The organism is Actinacidiphila sp. bgisy144, assembly GCF_057708105.1.
On record NZ_JBYIRM010000023.1, the window covers coordinates 22,350 to 44,766 of the forward strand.

The window sequence follows — 22,417 nt, forward strand, 5'->3', positions numbered from 1 at the left end:
CCTGCGGGCGCCGGTTCCCCGGCGGACCGGGAGGGTCGCGGGGCGCGCGGGGACTCGGGCGGTTCCGGGGATTCGGTCATCGGGACACAGCCTCCAGGGCTTCCTGCAACGTGAACGCCTGTGCGTACAGCGCCTTCCCGACGATCGCGCCTTCCACGCCCTTGGGCACCAGAGTGGCGATCGCCCGCAGGTCGTCGAGGCTGGAGACGCCGCCCGAGGCGACCACCGGCTTGTCGGTGGCCGCGCACACGTTCTCCAGCAGCTCCAGGTTGGGGCCCTGGAGGGTGCCGTCCTTCGCGATGTCGGTCACGACGTACCGCGCGCAGCCCTCGGAGTCCAGCCGGGCCAGCGTCTCGTACAGGTCGCCGCCGTCGCGGGTCCAGCCGCGGCCGCGCAGCGTGGTGCCGCGCACGTCCAGGCCGACCGCGATCCGGTCGCCGTACTCGGCGATCACCTTCGCCACCCACTGCGGGCTCTCCAGCGCGGCGGTGCCGAGGTTGACCCGGGTGCAGCCGGTGGCCAGGGCCGCCGCGAGGGTGTCGTCGTCGCGGATGCCGCCGGACAGCTCGACCTTGATGTCCATGGTGCGGGCCACCCCGGCGATCAGCTCGCGGTTGTCACCGGTGCCGAACGCCGCGTCGAGGTCGACCAGGTGCAGCCACTCCGCGCCCGCCTGCTGCCAGGCCAGCGCCGCGGCGAGCGGGTCGCCGTAGGAGGTCTCGGAGCCGGACTCGCCGTGCACCAGGCGGACGGCCTGGCCGTCGCGGACGTCGACGGCGGGGAGGAGTTCGAGCGTGCTCATCGGATTGCGGTCCTCGGGGTCGGGCGGATGCGGGACGGTGGCCTACGGCGCGGCGGCCGTACGGCGGGACGAGCGGCGGTAGGGACGGGCGGGCGGGCGGGACGGCGGCGGCGGTACGGTCCCGCGGGTGCGGCGGCGCGAGCGCCGTACGGGCCGGTGCCCTGGGCGCCGCGGGCGCCCGCGGGGCGGGTCAGAGCGTGTCGAGCCAGTTCTCCAGCAGCCGCGCGCCCGCGTCCCCGGACTTCTCCGGATGGAACTGCGTGGCCCATAGCGCGCCGTTCTCCACCGCGGCCACGAACGGCTCGCCGTGCGTGGCCCAGGTGACCTTGGGGGCGCGGATCGCGCTGGAAGACGGCTCCATCTCCCACGCGCGCACCGCGTAGGAGTGCACGAAGTAGAACCGGGCGTCCTCCGCCAGCCCCGCGAACAGCTGGGAGTCCTGCGGCGCCTGGACGGTGTTCCAGCCCATGTGCGGGACGACCGGCGCGCGCAGCGGGGCGACGGTGCCGGGCCACTCGTCCAGGCCGTCGCTCTCCACGCCGTGCTCGATGCCGCGGCTGAAGAGCACCTGCATGCCGACGCAGATGCCCAGCACCGGGCGGCCGCCCGCGAGCCGGCGGCCCACGATCCAGTCGCCGCGGACCTTCCTGATGCCCTCCATGCAGGCGGCGAAGGCGCCGACGCCGGGCACGAGCAGCCCGTCGGCGGCCATCGCGCGGTCGTAGTCCGCGGTGATCTCCACCTCGGCGCCGGCCCGGGCCAGCGCCCGCTCGGCGGACCGCACGTTGCCGAAGCCGTAGTCCAGGACGACGACGCTCTTGCCGGTGGTGTTCGTCATGTCCGCACGCCCCTCTACAGCCGGAGCAGGCCGGTGACGAGCGCCATCGCCGACCCGATCGCGAGCAGCGTGATCAGGCTCTTGGACTGCTTCTGCTTCCAGAACGAGTAGACCCCGCCGGCCAGGAACAGCCCGAGCAGGATGAAGAGGGACGACCCCTTGTTCACAGCGCACCCTTCTTGTTCACAGCGCGCCCTTCGTGGACGGCAGGATGCCCGCGGCGCGCGGATCGCGCTCGCTGGCGTAGCGCAGGGCCCGGGCCAGCGCCTTGAACTGGCACTCCACGATGTGGTGCGCGTTGCGCCCGTAGGGCACGTGGACGTGCAGCGCGACCTGGGCCTGGGCGACGAAGGACTCCAGGATGTGCCGGGTCATCGTGGTGTCGTAGGAGCCGATCATCGGCGCCATGTGCTCGGGCTCGGTGTGCACCAGGTAGGGGCGGCCGGACAGGTCGACGGTGACCTGGGCGAGCGACTCGTCCAGCGGCACCGTGCAGTTGCCGAAGCGGTAGATGCCGACCTTGTCGCCGAGCGCCTGCCGGAACGCGGCGCCGAGCGCGAGCGCGGTGTCCTCGATCGTGTGGTGGGTGTCGATGTGCAGGTCGCCCTCGGTCTTCACGGTGAGGTCGAACAGGCCGTGCCGGCCGAGCTGGTCGAGCATGTGGTCGTAGAAACCCACGCCGGTCGAGACGGAGACCTGCCCGGTGCCGTCGAGGTCGATCTCGACGACGGTGGACGTCTCCTTGGTGGTGCGCTCCACGCGGCCCACGCGGGTCATGCGGACTCCTTGTCGGTGCGGCGGTCGCCGCCACTGTGCTCGGTGTGCTCGGTGCCGTACGTCGCGTACACGGCCTTGGCCGCGTCCAGGAACGCGCTGTTCTCGGCGGGTGTGCCGGTGGACGCCCGCAGCCAGCCGGGGACGCCGTTGTCGCGGATCAGGACCCCGCGGTCGAGGAACGCCTGCCAGGCGGCGTGGCTGTCGGCGAAGCGGCCGAACTGCACGAAGTTCGCGTCGGACTCGGTGACCTGGAAGCCGATGGCGCGCAGCTCGGCGACGACGCGGTCGCGTTCGGCCTTGAGCTGCTCGACGTAGCCGAGCAGGGTGTCGGTGTACTCCAGCGCGGCCAGCGCGGTCGCCTGGTTGACCGACGAGAGGTGGTAGGGCAGCCGGACCAGCTGGACCGCCTCGACCACGGCCGGGTCGGCCGCGAGGTAGCCCAGCCGCAGCCCGGCCGCGCCGAACGCCTTGGACATGGTGCGGGTCAGCACCAGGTTCGGCCGGCCGTCGATCAGCGGCAGCAGCGAGGGCCGGTGCGAGAACTCGCCGTACGCCTCGTCGATGACCACCAGCGACGGCTTCGCGGCCTGTGCGGCCTCGTAGAGCGCCAGCACGGTGGCGGCGTCGGTCGCGGTGCCGGTCGGGTTGTTCGGCGAGCAGACGAAGACGACGTCGGGGCGGAGCGCGGCGATCTCGCGGCAGGCCGCCTCGGTGTCGATGGTGAAGTCGGCGTGCCGCGGCCCGGACACCCAGCCGGTGCCGGTGCCGCGGGAGATCAGCGCGTGCATGGAGTACGACGGCTCGAAGCCGATCGCGGTGCGACCGGGCCCGCCGAACGCCTGGAGCAGCTGCTGGATCACTTCGTTGGAGCCGTTGGCGGCCCAGACCTGGCCGGCGGCGACCGGGTGGCCCGCGGTGCGGCTGAGGTACTCGGCGAGCGCGGTGCGCAGCTCGACCGCGTCCCGGTCCGGGTAGCGGTTGAGGTTGCGGGCGGCCTCGGTGACGCGTTCGGCGATCCGCGCGACCAGCGGCTCGGGCAGCGGGTACGGGTTCTCGTTGGTGTTCAGCCGCACCGGCACGTCGAGCTGCGGGGCGCCGTACGCGGACTGGCCGCGCAGTTCGTCGCGCAGCGGCAGGTCGTCGAGTGAGGTCATGATCCGGCTCCGAACCGTACGGTCACGGCGGTGCCGTGCGCGGGCAGGTCCTCGGCGGTGGCCAGCGCCACCACGTGGTGGGCGACGTCGGCGAGCGCGTCGCGGGAGTAGTCCACGACGTGGATGCCGCGCAGGAAGGACTGCACGGACAGGCCCGAGGAGTGGCAGGCGCAGCCGCCGGTGGGCAGCACGTGGTTGGAGCCGGCGCAGTAGTCGCCGAGGGAGACCGGGGCGTGCGGGCCGACGAAGACCGCGCCGGCGTTGCGCACGCGGGCGGCGACGGCGGCGGCGTCCTGGGTCTGGATCTCCAGGTGCTCGGCGGCGTAGGCGTCCACGACCTGAAGGCCCTGGGCCAGGGAGTCGACCAGGACGGTCGCGGACTGGCGGCCGGCGAGCGCGGCGGCGATCCGCTCGCGGTGCTTGGCGGCGGCGACCTGCACGTCGAGTTCCTTGTCGACGGCGTCGGCGAGCTCGGCGGAGGTGGTGACCAGGACGGCGGCGGCCAGCGTGTCGTGCTCGGCCTGGCTGATCAGGTCGGCGGCCACGAAGGCGGGGTCGGCGGAGGCGTCGGCGAGGATGGCGATCTCAGTCGGTCCGGCCTCGGCGTCGATGCCGATCCGGCCCTTGAGCAGGCGCTTGGCGGCGGCGACGTAGATGTTGCCGGGGCCGGTGACCAGGTTGACCGGGCGGCACTCGTCGGTGCCGTAGGCGAACATGGCGACGGCCTGGGCGCCGCCGGCGGCGTAGACCTCGTCCACGCCGAGCAGGGCGCAGGCGGCGAGCACCGGCGCGGCGGGCAGGCCGCCGTTGTCCTTCTGCGGCGGGGAGGAGACCGCGACGCCCTCGACGCCGGCCTCCTGGGCGGGCACCACGTTCATCACCACGGAGGACGCGTAGGCGGCCAGGCCGCCCGGTACGTACAGCCCGACGCGCTGGACGGGCACCCACCGCTCGGTGACGGTGCCGCCGGGCACCACCTGCGTGGTGGTGTCGGTCCTGCGCTGGTCGCGGTGGACGGTCCGGGCCCGGCGGATGGACTCCTCCAGGGCGGCGCGGACCTCGGGGTCGAGCCGGTCGAGGGCGTCGGCCAGGGCCTGGGCGGGCACCCGCAGCCGCTCCACGCGCACCCCGTCGAAGCGCTCCCCGTACTCGATCACCGCCGCGCCGCCGCGATGGCGCACGTCCTCGCAGATGGGCCGCACGGCGTCGAGCGCGGCCTCCACGTCGAACTCGGCCCGGGGCAGCAGGTCGCGGTCGATCCCGCCCTCGGGGAAGGCGGCACCGCGCAGATCGATTCGGGAGATCACGGTGCCAAGTGTAGAGACCTGCCCAGGGCACCTGTTCCGCGGTTCCACTCCGTGATACGGCGGCAAGGCGGCGGCAAGACGGCGGCGCGGGCGTTCCGGGCCCCCGCGGGGCCCGCGCGGCACGGCGTGTGGCACGGCCCGCGGCACGGCGGGCGGCCCTGCTGACAGCACGGGCGCCGGGAAGGGTGCCGAACGGGGGCGTACTGCCCGTACGCTGACCGCTGTGACCGATCGCCTTCCGCTCTTCCCGCTCAGTTCGCCGCTGTTCCCGGGGCTGGTGCTGCCGCTGAACGTCTTCGAGGAGCGCTACCGGGCCCTGGTGCGGGACCTGCGGGCGCTGCCGGAGGACGCGCCGCGGCGGTTCGGGGTGGTGGCGATCAGGAACGGCCAGGAGATCGCGCCGACCGGCCAGGAGGGCCGGGCCACCGGTCCGGCCGCGGGCCTGGGCGACGACCCGATGGCGGCGCTGTACGGGTACGGCTGCGTCGCCGACGTGGCCGACATCGTGGACAGCGGCGACGGCGGCTTCCGGATGCACGCGACCGGCATCGTACGGTTCCGGCTGCTGTCGGTGGACGCGTCCGGGGCCTACCTGACGGCGGAGGTCGAGGAGCTGGCGGAGGAGCCCGGCAGCGGGGCGGGCGGGCTGGCGCCGGAGGTGACCCGGGCGTTCCGCACCTACCAGAAGCGGCTGGCCGGCTCGCGCGAACGCAGCCTGTCGGGGCAGGAGTTCACCGACAACCCGACGGTGCTGTCGTACCTGGTGGCGGCCACGATGATCGCCGAGACGCCGGCGAAGCAGCGGCTGCTGGAGGCGCCGGACACCGCCACCCGGCTCGGCGAGGAGCTGCGGCTGCTGCGCCGGGAGGTCGCGGTCATCGAGAAGCTGCCGTCGCTGCCCGCGGTGGACCTGACCCAGCAGGCGATCTGCGCGAACTGACCGGCCGGGCCGCACCGCTGCGGCCGGACCTGGCAGGCTTGCCGGTCATGGCGAAGAAGTCACGTACCGGCGGCGGCACTCCGGCGACCGTCGCGCTGGACCGGGCCGGGGTGCCGTACACCGTGCACGCGTACCCGCACGACCCGGGCGGGGAGCTGTCCTACGGCCAGGAGGCCGCGGCCGCGCTCGGCGTGGAGCCCGGCCGGGTGTTCAAGACGCTCGTCGCGGAGGTGGACGGCGCGCTGACGGTGGCGGTGGTGCCGGTGTCCGGCTCGCTGGACCTGAAGGCGCTGGCGGCCGCGGCGGGCGGCAAGCGCGCGGCGATGGCCGATCCGGCCGCGGCCGAGCGCAGCAGCGGCTACGTCCGCGGCGGCATCTCCCCGCTCGGCCAGCGCAAGGCCCTGCCGACGGTGGTGGACGCCACCGCGCTGTCGCATCCGACGGTGTTCGTGTCCGCGGGCAAGCGCGGGCTGGAGGTGGAGCTGGCGCCGGCCGAGCTGGTGCGGCTGACCGGCGCGGCGACCGCGCCGCTACTGCGCCCGGCCGCCCGGGGCTGACCCCTCTGCCTCCTCGGCCTCCCCGGCCTCCTTGGCCCAGGTTCCCGGGCGCGGCTCCTCGCGCACCCCGAAGGTGTAGGTGAGCGCGGAGTACACCAGCATCGCGGCGGCCGGCCAGACCACGATCGCGACCTTGGCGCGCAGCTTCAGCGGGCCGTCGAAGACCACCTTCGGCCCGACCTGCTTGGCGTGCGCGATGATGTCCGTGGTCGGGCCGAGCCACACGCCCAGCCGCCAGCCGATGACGGAGGCGACCGCGCCGCCGACCGCCAGGCCGAAGACGACGCCGACGCCGCCCCTGCGGTGGCGCCAGAACACCGCGGCGGCGGTGAGCGCGCCCAGGATCAGCGCGATGACCACGAACGTGCCGTCGCCGCCGATCGCCTCCTCGCCCTCGGTGTCCTTGAGGTAGACCGCCTGCCCGTCGGAGACCATCGGCACCCGGGGCGACAGCCACAGCCAGAACAGCCCGAGGATGATCCCGCAGACCGCGACGAGCACTGCGACGACGAGCCCGTTGCGCAGCGCGGTGGCGACGCTGTCGCGGTCCCGGCCGGGCTGGTAGGGCGCGAGCGTCGCGCCGTCGCCGCTTCCCGCCGGGCCTCCCGCGGGAAGGGGCGGAAGCTGCGGGACGGTCGGGTCCTGCGGGCCCTCGGGCGGCGCGGGCTCGGGCTGCGGGGACCCGGAGTTCGAAGGCTCGGGCGTCAGAGGAGCGGTCACCAGGCCATCGTGCCAGGTGTTCCCGGCGGGTGCGCCACCGGCCGTACGGGCGCCGGGAAGCGGGCCTCCACCGGCCGGCCGGCGCCCGGCCGTACGGCGGTCAGCGGCGGGCGGCCCGCCGGTACGCCCAGGTCGCCACGGCCAGCGAGGCGACCCCGACGCCCGCGCACACCGCGAGGTCCCCGGCGACCGCGGCCCAGTCGGTGCCGCCGTGCCCGAAGGTCCGGGCGAACGCCTCCACCCCGTACGTCGACGGCAGCAGGTCGCGCGCCCAGCCGACCGGCGCGGGCATGTGCGAGGCCGGCAGCACCCCGAGCAGCAGGGCCGCGGACATGCCGAGCTGCCCCAGCAGCGTGGCGATCTCCTGCCGGGGTGCGAGCAGCCCGCAGGCCGCGCCGAGCCCGGACATCGCGGCGCCGGCCAGCGGCACCACGAGCACCAGCACCCACAGGTTGGCCAGGCCCAGGTGGAACAGCACGCAGCCGGTGACCGCGGTGACGAGGGTGCCGGGCACGGTGAACGAGGCGTACGCGCCCGCCGCGCCGAGGACGACCGCGGCCGGCGGCACCGGCAGCGTCGCGTAGTGGTCGAGTCCGCCGGAGGCGCGCAACTGGCCGAAGTACTGGGCGAGCAGGTTCAGCGCGACGAACGCGACGACCAGCACGCTGGAGCCGGCCACGACCGCGCGGGCCGCCTCGCCGTCGCCGGCGTGCACCACGCCGCGCAGCATCACCATGATCCCGATGGACTGGAAGGTGGCGACGAACAGCAGCGGGATGCGCGCCACCCGGGCGCGGGAGAGCTGGGCCCGGTAGACCGCGCCGAGCGCGGGCCACAGCCGGGCCCGGGGGGCGAGCGGTGTGGCGCCGCCGCCGATCAGCTCGCCGGGTTCGAGACCGGCCGGTGCCGCCAGGGTCATACCTTCACCAGTCCCTCGCTGCTGCCGCCGAGCGCCAGGTAGACGTCCTCCAGGCTGGGCATGGCCAGGGTGAAGTCGTCCAGCGCGGCGAACGCCGGGCCGGACGTGACCTCCGCGACCGCGGCCCTGGCCCGTTCCTGCGGCAGCCGCAGCGTCCAGCGGCGGCCGGCGACCTCTGCCAGGGGGCGCAGCGCGGCGACCGCGGGCAGGTCGGCCGGGGGGTCGTGCCGCCAGACCAGGTCGAGCCGCACCTCGCCCTCGACCAGGGCGCGCAGCCCGGCGGGCGAGTCGCAGGCGATGACCCGGCCGTGGTCGAGGACCGCGACCCGGTCCAGCACCGTTTCGGCCTCGATGACGTTGTGGGTGACCAGCAGGACGGTGGTGCCCTGCTCGGTGCGGCGCCGGTCCACCGCCGCCCACACCGCGCGGCGCGCGACGGGGTCCATGCCGGTGGTGGGCTCGTCCAGGACGAGGACCGGCCGCGGGCCGACGAGGGCCGCGGCGAAGCAGGCGAGGCGGCGCTGCCCGCCGGAGAGCCGCTTGATCGGGCGGGCCGCGAGCGGGCCGAGGCCCAGCTCGTCCAGGACCGCGTCCCGTGCGGTGCGGGCCGCGGCGGCGGGCATCCCGCGCAGCCTGCCGGTGGTCTCCGCGGCGAGCGCGACCGTCAGCTCGTCCAGGGCGGTGGACTCCTGGCCGAGGTAGCCGATCAGCCGCGCGGCGCGCTCGGGGTGGCGCACCAGGTCGTGGCCGAGCAGGTCGATGCTGCCCGCGTCCGGCCGCAGCAGGCCGGTGAGCTGGCGGACCAGGGTGCTCTTGCCCGCGCCGTTCGGGCCGAGGATGCCGAAGAGTTCGCCGGTGTGTACGTCCAGGTCGATGCCGTCGTTGGCCCGCACCGCCGGGATGTCCCGGCCGCGGCGCCCCCGGCCGCCCGGGTACGTCCGGACGAGGCCGCGTACGGCTACCGCCGGTCTCGCCCGTCCTTCGGTGCCCGTCCTCACGAGCACCGAGAGTACGCGGTCCCCGCGCCCCACCACGAAACGGGGTGCCCCGGCGGAAAACGGTGCCCGTCAAGGGCGCGTGGCCCCGGCGTGCGGCGCCCGACCCCGTGCGGCCCTCGTCGGCCGGTCTGCGCGACGGGCGGTTCAGTCCGCCGGGGAGGCGGTGTCGAACTCGCGCCAGAAGCCCGCGCGGATCGCGTAGCGGTCGTTCTCGTCGATCTGGTCGTCCTTGTGTGCCAGCAGCCCGAAGCGGGCCGCGTAGCGCAGGAGTTCCCCGTCGATCCGGTGCGGGACGCGCGGGTAGTGCGTGGAGAGGTGCTCCAGGTGGGTCCGGTCGCCGACCCGGGCGATCCAGCGGCGGGCGAAGACCTGCCCGACCTCGTAGGGGTCGCCGCTGACCGCGGTGATGTCGGCCTCGCGGTCGGCCCAGCGCTGCTCCGCGGTCGTGAGCTGCGCGAGGGTCGGCAGACCGGAGGTGTCGGGCTGGTCGGCGCCGGGCCGGTCGGTCCACCCCTTGTCGGAGGACCAGCGCAGGGTGCTGGGCGCGGGGTGGGCCGGGGGCGGCGCCGGCTGGGCGTGCACGCGGCCGAGGTCGGCGAGGTCCTTCGGGGTGGGCACGCCCTTGCCGGGCGCCGGGGCGGTCGCCGTGTCGCCGGGGTGCGGGGCGGGCGCGCTGCCGTTCTTCGCGGGGGTCTCGGCGGGGGCCGGCTGGACCGCGCGGGGCGCGGCGGCGTGCTCCGGCAGCGGCGCGGCCAGGATCGCGGCGATCTCCGGCCGTACCCCGGGGCGCGGCCCGGGTGTGGGCCCGCAGGCCCCGGCGACCTCCCGCGCCCGGATCGCCGCGGTGATCCACTCCCGGTCCAGCACGCGGCGCTCGTCGGCCTCGGCGACCAGGTCCTCCGACTGGTTGTAGTCGCCGTCGGCGGCCTGCACGGCCCACAGGTGGACGGCCACGCCGTGCTCCTTGGCCGACATCATGCCGGGCAGCAGGTCGCCGTCGCCGGTGACCAGCACCACGTCGGAGCAGGCCCGGTTGCGGGCCAGTTCGGACAGCTCGGCGTGCATCGCGGCGTCGACGCCCTTCTGCGCCCACCTGCCGTCCGTTCGGGTGAGGGCGCCGAGCCGTACGGTGACGCGCGGCATCACCCGCAGCCGGCGGTGCTCGGGTTGCGGAACGCGGTCGGGGGCCCCGTCGAACCAGTAGATCCGCAGCAGCGGCTGACCGGTCTCCGCTTCGGCGCGTTCGCGCAGGCCGGCGACCACGGCGGCATGATCGACGGTGATCCGCGAACGCGACGGTTCGCCGGCCAGCAGGCTCGCCGCTGCGCCCAGCAGGTACCCGGCGTCCACCAGGACGACGCAGCGGTCCATGTTGCACCTCTTCCGGTCGACCCCCGGCACGGATGCCCCCTGAGTTTCCCCCGAGTCTGCCCGAATGCCCGGGGGTTATGACCGCGAACACGATCTTCGGCGTGGCGGTCGGCGGTTTTTCCCGGCCAACGCCGGTCCCAAACGCCCGAAATGCGACCTTCGCCCCACCGTGTCAGTCTGATTGCGGCCGATCGGCCACCATCCCCTCACCAGGAAGGCACGATCGTGGCGAAGAACCGGAACCAGAACCGCCCGCAGCGCGACCGCCAGGACGAGCGGTCCCACCCGGCCGGCGAGGCCCAGGAGCCCCAGCACAAGGGCACCGTGGCCGAGGAGCACATGATGCCCGCGGCCACCCGCGTGGCGCGCAAGCAGCAGAAGAAGTTCGGCCACAACTGATCGCGCCTGACCCGCACTTCACGGACGCGGGGGTGCCTCCGGCAAGGGGGTGCCCCCGCGTTCGGCGTCGTGTGGGCGGGGCGGACTAGGGTGGAGCCCTCCCCCTCGACCGTCCTGGAGGTGCCAGCCCGGTGGCCGACAGCTTTGTTCACCTGCACAACCACACCGAGTACTCGATGCTCGACGGCGCCCAGCGCCTGAAGCCCATGTTCACCGAGGTCGCACGGCAGGGCATGCCCGCCATCGCGATGAGCGACCACGGCAACATGTTCGGTGCGTACGAGTTCCAGCAGGTCGCCAAGGGCTTCGACGACGTGAAGCCGATCATCGGCATCGAGGCGTACGTCGCGCCGTCGCACCGCCGGTACAAGAAGCAGGAGTTCTGGGGCCCGGGCGGCCAGCGGGCGATGTCGGACGACGGCGAGGGGAGCAAGGACGTCTCCGGCGGCGGCCGCTTCACCCACATGACGATGTGGGCGCGGAACGTCGAGGGCCTGCGGAACCTGTTCTACCTGTCGACGGAGGCCAGCTACACCGGGCAGTTCCCCGCCGGCAAGCCCCGCATGGACATGGAGCTGATCTCCGAGCACGCCGGCGGCATCATCGGCACCACCGGCTGCCCCTCGGGCGCCATCCAGACCCGGCTGCGGCTGAACCAGTACGACGAGGCGAAGAAGGTCGCCGCCTCCTACCAGGACATCCTCGGCAAGGAGAACTACTTCCTGGAGCTGATGGACCACGGGCTGGACCTGGAGCGGAACGTCCGCGGCGACCTGCTGCGGCTGGCCAAGGAGCTGGAGATCCCGCTGCTGGCCACCAACGACGCGCACTACGTCCTGGAGGAACACGCCGACGCGCACGACAACCTGCTGTGCATCGGCGTCGGCAAGAACAAGGACGACCCGAACCGCTTCAAGTTCAACGGCACCGGCTACTACCTCAAGACCGCAGCGCAGATGCGGGAGCTGTTCCGGGAGCTGCCGGAGGCGTGCGACAACACGCTGCTGATCGCCGAGCGCATCGAGTCGTACGACGAGGTCTTCGACCTCGAGGACGAGATGCCGCAGTACCCGGACGTCCCCGAGGGCGAGACGCAGGAGTCCTGGCTGCGCAAGGAGGTCCTCAAGGGCCTGGCGATGCGCTACGGCGACCCGATCCCGGCGGAGGTGCTGGAGCGCTTCGAGACCGAGATGAAGGTCATCGGCCCGATGGGCTTCTCGTCGTACTTCCTCGTGGTCGCGGACATCTGCCGGTACGCGCGGGACAACAAGATCCCGGTCGGCCCGGGCCGCGGCTCGGCGACCGGTTCGATCGTCGCCTACGCGACCCGGATCACCGAGCTGTGCCCGCTGGAGCACGGCCTGCTCTTCGAGCGGTTCCTCAACCCCGAGCGCATCAACCCGCCGGACGTCGACCTCGACTTCGACGACCGCAAGCGGGACCAGATGGTCGCCTACGTGGTGGAGAAGTACGGCGACGAGTACACCGCGCTGGTCAACACCTTCGGCAAGCTGAAGGCGAAGAACGCGATCAAGGACACGTCGCGGATTCTCGGCTACCCCTTCGCACACGGCGAGCGGATCACCAAGGCGCTGCCGGCCGACGTGATGGGCAAGAGCATCCCGATCGACGGCATCTTCAACCCCGAGCACCCGCGGTACGGCGAGGCCGGCGAGATCCGGACGCTCTACCAGAACGAACCGGACGTCAAGAAGGTCGTCGACAGCGCCAAGGGCGTCGAGGGCCTGATCCGCAACACCGGTGTGCACGCCGCCGCGGTCATCCTGTCGAAGACCAAGCTGACCAACCGCATTCCGCTGCACATGCGGAAGGACGGCACGAAGATCACCGGGTTCGACTACCCGTCGTGCGAGTCCATGGGCCTGGTCAAGATGGACTTCCTGGGCCTGCGCAACCTGGGCGTGATCGACCAGGCGATCCAGAACGTGCGGGAGAACCGCGGGGTCGACCTGAGCACCGAGAACATCCCGCTGGACGACAAGAACACCTACGCGCTGCTCGCCCGCGGCGACACCTTCGGCGTCTTCCAGCTCGACGGCGGCGGCATGCGGACCCTGCTGAAGGCGATGGAGCCGAGCCGGTTCGAGGACATCGCGGCGGCCCTGGCGCTGTACCGGCCGGGCCCGATGGCGGCCAACGCGCACATGAACTACGCCAGCCGCAAGACCGGCCGGCAGGCGGTCGAGCCGATCCACCCGGAGCTGAAGGACGCGCTGGAGCCGATCCTCGGCAACACCTTCCACCTGCTGATCTACCAGGAGCAGATCATGGCCATCGCCCGCCAGCTGGCGGGCTACACCCTCGGCGGCGCCGACCTGCTGCGCCGCGCGATGGGCAAGAAGAAGCCCGAGGTGCTGGCCGCGGAGTGGGAGAAGTTCCACGGCGGCATGCGGGACAACGGGTACTCCGAGGAGTCCATCAAGGCGCTGTGGGACGTCATGCTCCCGTTCTCGGGATACGCGTTCAACAAGTCGCACACCGCCGGCTACGGACTGGTGTCCTTCTGGACCGCCTACCTCAAGGCCAACTACCCGGCCGAGTACATGGCGGCCCTGCTCACCTCGGTCGGGGACGACAAGGACAAGGCGGCGATCTACCTCGCCGACGCCCGCAAGAGCGGGGTCAACGTGCTGGCGCCCGACGTGAACGCGTCCGTCGCGGAGTTCACCGCCGTCGGCGAGGACGTCCGGTTCGGGCTGAAGTCCGTCCGGAACGTCGGCGAGGGCGTGATCGAGGCGCTGATCTCGGCGCGCAAGTCCAAGGGCCAGTTCACCTCGTTCGCCGACTTCCTGGACAAGGTGAGCATCCCGGTCCTGAACAAGCGGGCCATCGAGTCGCTGATCAAGGCGGGCGCGTTCGACTCCCTCGGCCACACCCGGATGGGGCTGTCCGCGGTCTTCGAGGACGCCGTCGACGCGATCGTGCCGGTCAAGAAGGCCGAGGCGTACGGCCAGGACGACCTCTTCGCGAGCCTGGGCGGCCCCGACGAGAACGTGCAGACCTTCGGGCTGGACTTCGCGATCCCCGAGACGGAGTGGCCGCGCAAGCAACTCCTCGCCATCGAGCGGGACATGCTGGGCCTGTACGTCTCGGCGCACCCGCTGGACGGCACCGAGCACATCCTCGCCCGCAACCGCGACACCACGCTCGCCGAGCTGCTGGCCTCCGGCCAGGAGCGGCCGGTGAAGGTCGCCGGGCTCATCACCGGCGTCGACCGCAAGATGACCAAGCAGGGCAACGCGTGGGCCGCGGTCACCTTCGCCGACCGTGACGCGAGTATCGAGGTCTGCTTCTTCCCCGCGACCTACCAGCTCGTCGGCCACGCGCTCATCCCCGACAGCGTCGTCTCGATCACCGGCCGGGCCCAGGACCGCGACGGCACCATGAACATCATCGGCTCGGAGCTGGCCGAGCTGGACGTCTCCTCCGCGGAGAGCGGCGGCAAGCCGCCGGTGCAGCTGTCCTTCCGCGAGCACAAGATCCTGCGCCAGGACGCGATCAGCGAACTGCGCCGCATCCTGTCCTCGCACCCCGGCGACAGCCCGGTCCGCGCCCGCGTCGCCGGCCCGCAGAAGACCACCGTCTACGAACTCGGCTTCCTCGTCGACCCCACCACGGTCGCCTCCGAGATCAAGGTCTCCTTCGGCGCCGAGGTCTGGCTCGGCGTCGCCTAGCCGCCACCCGCAGTGGGCGCGCCGGGAGCCCCGGCCCCGGCGCGCCCGCACTGTCTTCGTGTTGTTATCCGACCTTTAAGTCACGCATACAGGTTCGCGTGGCACACTCTGTGCCCATGGAGACCATGGGCGAGATACGTCCGCGGCTGAGGGCGGCGCGCGCCGCCCTCTTCGCCGCGCTCTGCGTCACGCTCTCCTCCACCTCCCATGTGCTGATGGCCCACCGGCCGCTGCCGCTGACCGTCGTCCTCGCCGCCTTCGCGGCCGTCTTCGCGCTGGCCTACGCGCTGGGCCGGCGCGAGCGCGGGTTCTGGGCGATCAGCGGGATGATGGTGCCGCTGGAACTGGCCGTGGACACCGTCTTCACCTCCGGCCAGCAGTCCTGCTACGGGCCCGACGGCGGCCCGGTCACCGGTTCGTGGCGGTCGCTGCACGAGGCGGTCGTCTGCCACGGCCAGGTCGGCGCCAGGCTGCCCGAGGTCTCCCCCGCGCAGGCCGCCGCCGTCCACACCGGCACGTCGGCCCTGCCGTGGCTGCTGCTGGCCGTGCACGTCTGCGTCGGCCTGGCCGCGTCCTGGTGGCTGCGGCGCGGCGAAGCCGCGGTGCACCGCGTGCTACGGGCGGTGGCCGTCGCCGCGTTCCGCCCGCTGCTGTTCGCCGCCGGCGCCGTCGCCGCCCTCACCGGCGCCACCGCCGGCCGGGTCCGCGCCGCCGCCCCGGCCGCCGGCCGGCTGGCCGCCCGGCCACTGCTGCACTCCGTCGTACGCCGGGGACCTCCGCTCGCGCTCGCCGCCTGAACGGCTCGGACGGCCGCAACGGCCGCAACGGCCTGAACAGGCGGCCGGACCGATCCGTATGTCCCCATCACACAGCCACGCGTGCGTCACGCGTCATCCCCACGGAGTCACCCAGCCATGAGCAGCAGGAACAGCAAGCAGAGCAAGGCCGCCGCCCGCGAGCGGCTGCGTGTCCAGCGCGAGAAGGAGGCGAAGCGCGCGAAGGTGCGCCGCCAGGTCCTGGTCGCCGCCGGTGTCGTGGTGGTGCTGGCCGCCGCGGGCGGCATAGCCGTGGCCGTCAACAACGCCAACAAGCCCAGCTACTGGAGCGCGGCGGCGAAGAAGACCCTGGTCAAGCCGGCCAACACCTCGGGCACCAACGGCACCACCATCACCCTCGGCGACGCGAACAACAAGAACACCGTCGAGGAGTGGGAGGACATGCGCTGCCCGTACTGCGCCGCCTACGAACAGGAGTCCGGCGCCGCGGTGCTCAAGGGCGCCACCGACGGCGACTACAAGATCGTGCTGCACATGGGCACGTTCCTGGACACCAACCTCGGCGGCACCGGCTCCAAGCGGGCCCTGAGCGCGCTGGGCGCGGCCCTCAACGTGTCGACCGACGCGTTCGAGCAGTACCACACCCTGCTGTACTCGAAGACGTACCACCCGGACGAGACCACCGACAAGTTCAACGACAACGCCTACCTGCTCAAGGTCGCCGCCAAGGTGCCCGCCCTGAAGGGCAACACCAAGTTCACCACCGCGGTGAACAACGGCACCTACGACAAGTGGGCGCTGGACACCAGCGCCGCGTTCGAGAAGTACCTCGACAACAACTCGATCTCCGGCACCCCGACCGTGCACGTCAACGGCAAGAACGTGGACGTCAACGGCGTGAAGGTGGCCACGGTGCAGGCCGGCATCAAGGCCGACCTGAAGTAGCGGGCCGCGGGCCCCGCAGGCCGCAGGCTTGCGGGGCCGCGCACCCGGGCGGCCCGGGGCGGGTCAGAGGTCGCGGAGGAAGTCCAGGGCGACGGACCAGGTGGCCTCGGCGGCCTGCTCGTCGTAGTCCGGCAGGTCGGGGTCGGTGTAGAGGTGGCCGGCGCCGCGGTAGCGGAAGACCTCGACGTCGGCACCCACCCGCCGCATCCGCAGGTACCACGCGTTGAGCCAGTCCTCCGTCTCGAACGGGTCCGGGTCGGCGACGTGGAGCTGCACGGGGATGTCGGTCGCCGCACCGTCGGCGATGTCCGAGGTACCGTGCAGGAGCAGCAGCCCGCGGGCCTTCTCGTCGCCGAGCGCGAGGTTCTGCGCGAGCGCGGCACCGACCGAGAAGCCCGCGTAGACCAGGCCCTGCTCGGAGTGCGGCGCGGCGGCGGTGATCGCCCGGCGCAGCAGCTCGTCGTTGCCGATCCCGTCGGCGATCTCCCGGCCCTCCTCGACGCTGTCGGCGGTCCGCCCGTCGAACAGGTCCGGCACGTACACCTCGTGCCCGGCCGCGCGCAGCCGCTCGGCGGCGGTGTGGACGGCGGGCCGCAGCCCGTAGGTGGAGTGCAGCAGCACGATCGTGTGAGATGTCACAAGGGGCCTTCGTTCACGGTCCGTCGGGTACACCACCCATGGTGCCAGTTGCCAGCGGCGGGCCGGACGCCGTACACAGGTGCCTTACGGGGCCGCCGACGGACAGGAACTGAAACAGGTGGTGGGCATGGAGAGCATGCTGCGGCCGATCGTGGTGGTCGGCGCCGCGGTCGTGCTGACGGTGCTGCTCGGCTGGATAGGCGACCGGGCGCTGCGCTCGGTCGACGCGCGGCACCCGGAGACCCCGCTGTGGGACCTGCTGCGGCGCTGCCGGCTGCCCTCGCAGGTGGTGCTGTGCACCGCGCTGCTGCGCGGCGCCTACCACGCCGCGCACTTCGAGGACCAGCACGCCGCCTCCATCGGGCAGGCGCTCACCCTGGTGCTGATCGCCGCGTCCGCCTGGCTGGTGGTCCGCGTCGCCGCCGCCGTCATCGACTCCTCCTACGCCCGGTACGCCGCCACCGCGCACAGCGTGCCGAAGATCCGCCGACTGCGGACCCAACTCACCCTCATCCAGCGGGTGCTGACCGCGATCGTCGGGGTGATCGCGGTCGCCTCGATGCTGTTCACGTTCCCCGAGATGCGGACCGTCGGCGCCTCGGTGCTGGCGTCGGCCGGCATCATCGGCATCGTCGCCGGTGTCGCGGCCCAGTCCACGCTGAGCAACCTCTTCGCCGGGTTGCAGATCGCCTTCGGCGACATGGTGCGGATCGGCGACACCGTGGTGGTCGACGGCGAGTGGGGCGAGGTCGAGGAGATCACGCTCACCTTCCTCAGCGTCCGCACCTGGGACGAGCGGCGGATCACCATGCCGGTGTCGTACTTCACCAGCAAGCCGTTCGAGAACTGGTCGCGCGGCGACCCGCGGATGACCGGCGCGGTGATCTTCCACCTCGACCACTCCGCGCCCATGGACCTCATGCGCAAGCGGCTGCTGGAGATCCTGGAGCAGGCCCCGGAGTGGGACCGCCGCGCCTGGAGCCTGGTGGTGCTCGACACCACCCCGAGCACCGTCCAGGTCCGCGCCGTCGTCACCGCCAAGGACGCCGGCGACATCTTCGCGCTGCGCTGCCACATCCGCGAGCAGCTGCTCGACTGGCTGCGCGCCGAACACCCCTACGCCCTGCCGCGCGTCAACCTCCAGATGCAGGACCCCGCGCCGGACCCCACCGCCGAGTAGGTACGGCCCCTCCCCCGGCGCTCTACGCCCCGCGCATGGAGCGCAGGTCGAGGTGGCGCAGGACCCGGTCGACGATCTCGGGGTCGGACCCGGGCTCGCTGCGGGCGGAGAGCACCTCGTGCCGGGCGGCGGACAGCATGTCGTCCTGGATACGGCGCAGCGCCTTGATCCGCTTGGCGCGCCCCGCGTGGCTCTCGCGCCGCTCGTCGTCGATGACGTCCGGCGAGATCCGGGCGCCGAGGTCCATCGCCCGGTGGTAGAGCATCTCCGCGAGTTCCTCGTCGAGCGTCTCGGAGGTCTCGATCTCCTTCAGCCGCCGCCGGGCGGCCTTCATCGCGCGCAGCGCCAGCGCCCGTTCCTGGTCGTGCTCCTCCTCGACGTCCGCGCTGACCCCGAGCCTGCGCACCAGCCAGGGCAGGGTGAGGCCCTGGAGCACGAGGGTGACCAGCACCACGGAGAAGGCGATGAACAGGAGTTGGGCGCGGGCGGGGAACGGGTCGCCGTGGTCGGTGGTGAGCGGGATCGCCAGCGCGAGCGCGACGGAGGCGACCCCGCGCATCCCGGCCCACCACATGGTGACCGTCTCCCGCCAGGTCAGCGGGATGTCCTCGTCCATGTCCCGCAGCGTGTGCAGCCGCTTCGCGATGGCCGCGGCGGGCAGCAGGTACAGCAGCCGGATGCCGACCACGACCGCGACGATCAGCCCGGCGTCGCGCAGCAGCGGCCCCCAGTTCCCGGCGGCGGCGCTGAAGACGTGGTGCATCTCCAGGCCGATCAGCCCGAAGGCGATGCCGGTCACGAGGGTGTCGACGATCTCCCAGAACGTGTTGCCGGCCAGCCGCGCGGAGACGTCGTCGGCCTCGAAGGCGTACTCGGTGAGGAACAGCGCCGCGGTGAGCACCGCCAGCACCCCGGAGCCGTGCAGCCCCTCGGCGATGGTGTAGGAGGCGAAGGGCACCAGCAGCGACAGGCCGATCTGCAAGGTGGCGTCGCCGACCACGCCCATCAGCTTGTTGGCGCCCCAGCCCAGTGCCAGCCCGACGGCGACCGCGACCACCGCGGACAGCACGAACTCCAGGATGGCGTGCGGCAGCGAGAAGTGGCCGGAGACCACCGCGGCGACGGCCACGTGGTAGAGCACGATCGCGGTGACGTCGTTGAAGAGCCCCTCGCCCTCCAGGATGGAGATCATCCGGCGGGGCAGGCCGAGGCTGCCGGCCACCGCGGTCGCCGCGACCGGGTCCGGCGGCGCCACCAGGGCGCCCAGCGTGGCCGCGGCGGCCAGGGTGATCCCGGGCACGACCACGTCGGCGACGGCCGCGACGGCGGCGGTGGTGAGGAACACCAGCGCGACCGCCAGCAGGAAGATCGCCCGCCGGTTGGCCGCGAACTGACGCCAGGACGTGCGCTGCACCGAGGCGTACAGCAGCGGCGGCAGCACCAGCGGCAGGATCAGGTCGGGGTTGATCTGGATGTTCGGCACCTGCGGGATCAGCGCCAGGATGCCGCCCACCACGGTCATCAGCACCGGCGAGGGCAGCCCGACCCGGTCCGCGACGGGCACCATGACGATCGCGGCCAGCATGATCGCGAAGAACAGCGCGAGTTGGTCCACGCCGCTAGGTTGCCACGCGGCTACTGGCTGTCGGCCCGCACCACGTCCAGCGCGGCCTGGAGGTCTGCCGGGTATGTGCTTTCGAACTCGACCCACTCGCCGTCGGCGGGGTGCTCGAAGCCCAGCCGTACCGCGTGCAGCCACTGCCGGGTCAGCCCCAGCCGCTTGGCGAGCGTCGGGTCCGCGCCGTAGGTGAGGTCGCCGGCGCAGGGGTGGCGGTGCGCGGACATGTGCACTCGGATCTGGTGGGTGCGGCCGGTCTCCAGCTTGATGTCGAGCAGGCTCGCGGAGCGGAACGCCTCGATCAGGTCGTAGTGCGTCACGGACGGCTTGCCGTCGGCGACGACCGCCCACTTGTAGTCGTGGGTGGGGTGGCGGCCGATCGGCGCGTCGATGGTGCCGCTCATCGGGTCCGGGTGGCCCTGCACCAGGGCGTGGTAGCGCTTGTCGACCACCCGGTCCCGGAACTGCTGCTTCAGCCGGGTGTACGCCCGCTCGGACTTGGCCACGACCATCAGCCCGGAAGTGCCGACGTCCAGCCGGTGCACGATGCCCTGGCGCTCGGCGGCGCCCGACGTCGAGATCCGGTACCCGGCGGCGGCCAGCCCGCCGATCACGGTGGTCCCGGTCCACCCGGGGCTGGGGTGCGCGGCCACGCCGACCGGCTTGACGACGACCACCACGTCGTCGTCGTCGTGCACGATCTCCATGCCCTCGACGGGCTCGGCGACGATCTGCACGGGGGCCGGGGGCGCCGGCATCTCCACTTCCAGCCACGCCCCGCCGTGCACCCGCTCGGACTTGCCGGCCGCGGCACCGTCGATCGACACCTTCCCGGACGCGGCGAGCTCGGCCGCCTTCGTCCTGGAGAAGCCGAACATACGGGAGATGGCGGCGTCGACGCGCTCGCCCTCCAAGCCGTCGGGCACGGGCAGGGAGCGGACCTCGGGAAGCGTACTCACCCGGTCGAGTATGCCGGACGCGGCGCGGCCGAAGTGCCCGCAGGTCAGTCCTGGGGGCCGTCGTCCTCGCGCTGCTGGCGCCTGCCGTCGGGCTCGATGCCGAGGAAGGACAGCAGCACGATCAGGACGCCCCCGCAGGTGATCGCGGAGTCGGCGAGGTTGAAGATCGCGAAGTGCTCGGGCGCGATGAAGTCCACCACCCGGCCCTGGAAGCCGCCCGGCGCACGGAAGACCCGGTCGGTGAGGTTGCCGAAGGCCCCGCCGAGGAGCAGGCCCAGCGCGATCGCCCACGGCACGCTGTACAGGCGGCGCGACAGCCGGGCGATCACCACGATCACGCCCACCGCGATCACCGTGAACACCACGGTCATGCCCTGGCCCATGCCGAACGCGGCGCCCGCGTTGCGGATGGCGTCCAGCCGCAGGTAGTGGCCGAACACGTCGATCGGGGCGTGGTGCTCCAGGCTGTGCACGACCCACAGCTTCGAGAGCAGGTCCAGCAAGTACGCGAGCGCGGCGACACCTATCAGCACCGCCACCCGCCGCCGCCCCCGCGGGGACGCCGGCGCGGCTTCCTCCGCACCCGCGTCCCCGTCCGGTGTCTCCGGTGTGGCGATGGTGCGCTCCGCTTCCGTCACGTCAGTTCCTAGCTGTGTGTGCCCGACCCTCGGTGCGAGGGTACCAAGGGGGCCCGACCCCCCGGGCTGCCCCGTGCTGCCGGTTCCGGGACCACCTCCGGTGGTGGGCTGGTCGCGTCCGCAGGGGCGCGGGGAACTGCGCGACCAGCCACCGCGGACCGAGAGGTCCCGGAACCGGCAGCACGGGGCAGCCCGGGGGGGGTCAGGCTCCGCCGCCCGCGGAAGCTACCTGCGCTCCTGGCGCTGTTTGTCGTCCAGGCAGAGGGTCGCGCGGGGGAACGCCTGCATGCGGGCCTTGCCGATGGGCTTGCCGCAGACCTCGCAGAGCCCGTAGGTGCCCTCGTCGAGGCGGCGCAGCGCGTGGTCCGCCTGGGTGAGCATCTCCCGGGTGTTCGCGGCGAGCGCGAGTTCCGACTCGCGGGTGATGTTCTTGGACCCGGTGTCGGCCTCGTCGCCCGCGCCGTCGCCGGAGTCCCGCAGCAGCCCGGCCACCGCGGCCTCGGAGGAGGCGATCTCCGTGCGGAGCCGCTCCACCTCGGCGAGCAGTTCCGCGCGGGCCTCCTCGATCTCCTCGGGGGTCCACGGGTCCTCGCCGGGCAGCACCGCGAGGCTGCCGGGCTCCGCCGCGATCCGCGCCGCGGGCACCGCGGAGTCGGCCGCCTTCGCCACGGTCTTCTTAGCTGCCACCTTGCGGGCTCCTGTCTTCTTCGCCGCCGTCTTCCCGGCGGCGGCCGCCTTCTTGGCCGGTGCCTTCTTGGCCGGTGCCTTCTTGACCGCGGCCTTCTCGGCGGCGGTCCGGTCGGCCGCCGTCTTCTTCGCCGCCACCTTCTTCGCTGCCTTCTTCGCCGCGGCCTTCTTCGCGGGCGTCTTCCCGGCCGCGGGCTGCTTCACCGCCGCGGTCTCGGCGGACTTCTTGACGACCATGGCCGCGGCCCCTTCACCTCAGTGATCTCGTTCGCGAATCGTGCCGGAAACGGTAAATCGGGCACCGACCCGCGGCAACGGGGCGCGCTGCCGGGCCGACCGGCCCCTTCGGCGGGAACCGGTCTGCATCCGTTGTGCCCAGCTCACGGTCAGGTATTCCGCCGCGAGCCGCGAACCATGCCGCATCCTGGAACAAACGCCGCCATCAGGGTCAGTGCCCGCGCCCCCGGGCGCGCCCCTCGGCGCGGGCGAAAACCGTGC

22 protein-coding genes are annotated in these 22,417 nt (G+C 72.8%); 7 read left to right on the forward strand and 15 right to left on the reverse strand.

Translation table 11 applies throughout. The features are described 5' to 3' along the window. Window positions 1–76 precede the first annotated feature (76 nt). The 6 genes from priA to hisD form a co-directional block, all read right to left on the reverse strand. On the reverse strand, window positions 77–802 hold the full coding sequence (gene priA, locus AC3EVP_RS24585; RefSeq protein WP_335973713.1) for a bifunctional 1-(5-phosphoribosyl)-5-((5-phosphoribosylamino)methylideneamino)imidazole-4-carboxamide isomerase/phosphoribosylanthranilate isomerase PriA: 726 nt from the start codon (window positions 800–802) through the stop codon (window positions 77–79). 190 nt (window positions 803–992) lie between these two features. Continuing rightward, complete coding sequence (gene hisH, locus AC3EVP_RS24590; RefSeq protein WP_435133099.1) at window positions 993–1,640, reverse strand: imidazole glycerol phosphate synthase subunit HisH; 648 nt, start codon at window positions 1,638–1,640, stop codon at window positions 993–995. Between the two features lie 14 nt (window positions 1,641–1,654). Then, window positions 1,655–1,807, reverse strand: a complete 153-nt coding sequence (locus tag AC3EVP_RS24595) for a hypothetical protein (RefSeq protein WP_335973717.1) — start codon at window positions 1,805–1,807, stop codon at window positions 1,655–1,657. Window positions 1,808–1,823: 16 nt separating this feature from the next. Continuing rightward, a complete protein-coding gene (gene hisB / locus AC3EVP_RS24600) occupies window positions 1,824–2,417 on the reverse strand; it encodes an imidazoleglycerol-phosphate dehydratase HisB (protein WP_335973719.1) in 594 nt (197 codons plus the stop codon). Further along, window positions 2,414–3,571, reverse strand: coding sequence for a histidinol-phosphate transaminase (locus AC3EVP_RS24605; RefSeq protein ID WP_435133103.1), 1,158 nt, complete (start codon window positions 3,569–3,571; stop codon window positions 2,414–2,416). Before AC3EVP_RS24605 ends, hisB begins: the two co-directional genes overlap by 4 nt. Further along, window positions 3,568–4,878: a histidinol dehydrogenase gene (gene hisD / locus AC3EVP_RS24610; protein ID WP_435133106.1), complete on the reverse strand. Its 1,311-nt coding sequence runs from the start codon at window positions 4,876–4,878 to the stop codon at window positions 3,568–3,570. Before hisD ends, AC3EVP_RS24605 begins: the two co-directional genes overlap by 4 nt. Before the next feature lie 223 nt (window positions 4,879–5,101). Here hisD and AC3EVP_RS24615 point away from each other — a divergent pair, with 223 nt between their 5' ends. Together AC3EVP_RS24615 and ybaK are read left to right on the forward strand one after the other, a co-directional pair. Next, window positions 5,102–5,818, forward strand: coding sequence for an LON peptidase substrate-binding domain-containing protein (locus AC3EVP_RS24615; RefSeq protein ID WP_335973727.1), 717 nt, complete (start codon window positions 5,102–5,104; stop codon window positions 5,816–5,818). A 47-nt stretch (window positions 5,819–5,865) separates the two neighbouring features. Next, window positions 5,866–6,375: a Cys-tRNA(Pro) deacylase gene (gene ybaK, locus AC3EVP_RS24620; protein WP_435133109.1), complete on the forward strand. Its 510-nt coding sequence runs from the start codon at window positions 5,866–5,868 to the stop codon at window positions 6,373–6,375. On the opposite strand, the gene AC3EVP_RS24625 is transcribed toward ybaK, so the two are convergent. The 4 genes from AC3EVP_RS24625 to AC3EVP_RS24640 all read right to left on the reverse strand — a co-directional run bounded on the left by AC3EVP_RS24625 (window position 6,349) and on the right by AC3EVP_RS24640 (window position 10,383). Next, window positions 6,349–7,095, reverse strand: coding sequence for an ABC transporter permease (locus AC3EVP_RS24625; protein ID WP_435133111.1), 747 nt, complete (start codon window positions 7,093–7,095; stop codon window positions 6,349–6,351). The genes ybaK and AC3EVP_RS24625 overlap by 27 nt on opposite strands. Window positions 7,096–7,195: 100 nt before the next feature. Then, a complete protein-coding gene (locus tag AC3EVP_RS24630; protein WP_335973737.1) occupies window positions 7,196–8,014 on the reverse strand; it encodes an ABC transporter permease in 819 nt (272 codons plus the stop codon). Further along, window positions 8,011–9,012, reverse strand: coding sequence for an ABC transporter ATP-binding protein (locus AC3EVP_RS24635; RefSeq protein WP_435133114.1), 1,002 nt, complete (start codon window positions 9,010–9,012; stop codon window positions 8,011–8,013). Before AC3EVP_RS24635 ends, AC3EVP_RS24630 begins: the two co-directional genes overlap by 4 nt. 144 nt (window positions 9,013–9,156) lie before the next feature. Beyond that, entirely contained in the window at window positions 9,157–10,383 is a 1,227-nt protein-coding gene (locus AC3EVP_RS24640; protein ID WP_335973745.1) for an NYN domain-containing protein, read from the reverse strand. A gap of 225 nt (window positions 10,384–10,608) precedes the next feature. On the opposite strand from AC3EVP_RS24640, the gene AC3EVP_RS24645 reads away from it, so the two are divergent. The 4 genes from AC3EVP_RS24645 to AC3EVP_RS24660 all read left to right on the forward strand — a co-directional run bounded on the left by AC3EVP_RS24645 (window position 10,609) and on the right by AC3EVP_RS24660 (window position 16,198). Then, window positions 10,609–10,782 carry a hypothetical protein gene (locus AC3EVP_RS24645; RefSeq protein WP_335973748.1) on the forward strand — a complete coding sequence of 58 codons (174 nt, stop codon included), beginning with the start codon at window positions 10,609–10,611 and terminating at the stop codon, window positions 10,780–10,782. A gap of 131 nt (window positions 10,783–10,913) precedes the next feature. Next, window positions 10,914–14,477, forward strand: a complete 3,564-nt coding sequence (dnaE, locus tag AC3EVP_RS24650; RefSeq protein WP_335973752.1) for a DNA polymerase III subunit alpha — start codon at window positions 10,914–10,916, stop codon at window positions 14,475–14,477. Between the two features lie 116 nt (window positions 14,478–14,593). Then, window positions 14,594–15,274: a hypothetical protein gene (locus tag AC3EVP_RS24655; protein ID WP_435133118.1), complete on the forward strand. Its 681-nt coding sequence runs from the start codon at window positions 14,594–14,596 to the stop codon at window positions 15,272–15,274. 117 nt (window positions 15,275–15,391) lie between these two features. Next, window positions 15,392–16,198, forward strand: coding sequence for a thioredoxin domain-containing protein (locus AC3EVP_RS24660; RefSeq protein ID WP_335973761.1), 807 nt, complete (start codon window positions 15,392–15,394; stop codon window positions 16,196–16,198). A 63-nt stretch (window positions 16,199–16,261) separates the two neighbouring features. Here AC3EVP_RS24660 and AC3EVP_RS24665 read toward each other — a convergent pair whose 3' ends face one another. Continuing rightward, window positions 16,262–16,837: a dienelactone hydrolase family protein gene (locus AC3EVP_RS24665; RefSeq protein WP_435133120.1), complete on the reverse strand. Its 576-nt coding sequence runs from the start codon at window positions 16,835–16,837 to the stop codon at window positions 16,262–16,264. A 127-nt stretch (window positions 16,838–16,964) separates the two neighbouring features. Between AC3EVP_RS24665 and AC3EVP_RS24670 the strand changes: the two genes are divergently transcribed. Then, a complete protein-coding gene (locus AC3EVP_RS24670; protein WP_435133123.1) occupies window positions 16,965–18,017 on the forward strand; it encodes a mechanosensitive ion channel family protein in 1,053 nt (350 codons plus the stop codon). Window positions 18,018–18,039: 22 nt separating this feature from the next. Here the strand turns inward: AC3EVP_RS24670 and AC3EVP_RS24675 are convergent, their stop codons facing one another. The 4 genes from AC3EVP_RS24675 to AC3EVP_RS24690 all read right to left on the reverse strand — a co-directional run bounded on the left by AC3EVP_RS24675 (window position 18,040) and on the right by AC3EVP_RS24690 (window position 22,156). Further along, window positions 18,040–19,632, reverse strand: coding sequence for a Na+/H+ antiporter (locus AC3EVP_RS24675; protein WP_335973772.1), 1,593 nt, complete (start codon window positions 19,630–19,632; stop codon window positions 18,040–18,042). 20 nt (window positions 19,633–19,652) lie between these two features. Then, window positions 19,653–20,594 carry an RluA family pseudouridine synthase gene (locus tag AC3EVP_RS24680; protein WP_335973776.1) on the reverse strand — a complete coding sequence of 314 codons (942 nt, stop codon included), beginning with the start codon at window positions 20,592–20,594 and terminating at the stop codon, window positions 19,653–19,655. Window positions 20,595–20,638: 44 nt separating this feature from the next. After that, window positions 20,639–21,232, reverse strand: coding sequence for a signal peptidase II (lspA, locus tag AC3EVP_RS24685; RefSeq protein ID WP_335973780.1), 594 nt, complete (start codon window positions 21,230–21,232; stop codon window positions 20,639–20,641). 225 nt (window positions 21,233–21,457) lie between these two features. Further along, window positions 21,458–22,156 carry a TraR/DksA family transcriptional regulator gene (locus tag AC3EVP_RS24690; protein WP_435133126.1) on the reverse strand — a complete coding sequence of 233 codons (699 nt, stop codon included), beginning with the start codon at window positions 22,154–22,156 and terminating at the stop codon, window positions 21,458–21,460. Window positions 22,157–22,417: the final 261 nt, after the last annotated feature.

Bases quoted from the DNA above. Each gene is read 5' to 3' on its own strand.
- priA (WP_335973713.1), bottom strand. From the start codon at position 802: ATGAGCACGCTCGAACTCCTCCCCGCCGTCGACGTCCGCGACGGCCAG.
- hisH (WP_435133099.1), bottom strand. From the start codon at position 1,640: ATGACGAACACCACCGGCAAGAGCGTCGTCGTCCTGGACTACGGCTTC.
- hisB (WP_335973719.1), bottom strand. From the start codon at position 2,417: ATGACCCGCGTGGGCCGCGTGGAGCGCACCACCAAGGAGACGTCCACC.
- AC3EVP_RS24605 (WP_435133103.1), bottom strand. From the start codon at position 3,571: ATGACCTCACTCGACGACCTGCCGCTGCGCGACGAACTGCGCGGCCAG.
- ybaK (WP_435133109.1), top strand. From the start codon at position 5,866: ATGGCGAAGAAGTCACGTACCGGCGGCGGCACTCCGGCGACCGTCGCG.
- AC3EVP_RS24630 (WP_335973737.1), bottom strand. From the start codon at position 8,014: ATGACCCTGGCGGCACCGGCCGGTCTCGAACCCGGCGAGCTGATCGGC.
- AC3EVP_RS24640 (WP_335973745.1), bottom strand. From the start codon at position 10,383: ATGGACCGCTGCGTCGTCCTGGTGGACGCCGGGTACCTGCTGGGCGCA.
- AC3EVP_RS24655 (WP_435133118.1), top strand. From the start codon at position 14,594: ATGGAGACCATGGGCGAGATACGTCCGCGGCTGAGGGCGGCGCGCGCC.
- AC3EVP_RS24660 (WP_335973761.1), top strand. From the start codon at position 15,392: ATGAGCAGCAGGAACAGCAAGCAGAGCAAGGCCGCCGCCCGCGAGCGG.
- AC3EVP_RS24670 (WP_435133123.1), top strand. From the start codon at position 16,965: ATGGAGAGCATGCTGCGGCCGATCGTGGTGGTCGGCGCCGCGGTCGTG.
- AC3EVP_RS24690 (WP_435133126.1), bottom strand. From the start codon at position 22,156: ATGGTCGTCAAGAAGTCCGCCGAGACCGCGGCGGTGAAGCAGCCCGCG.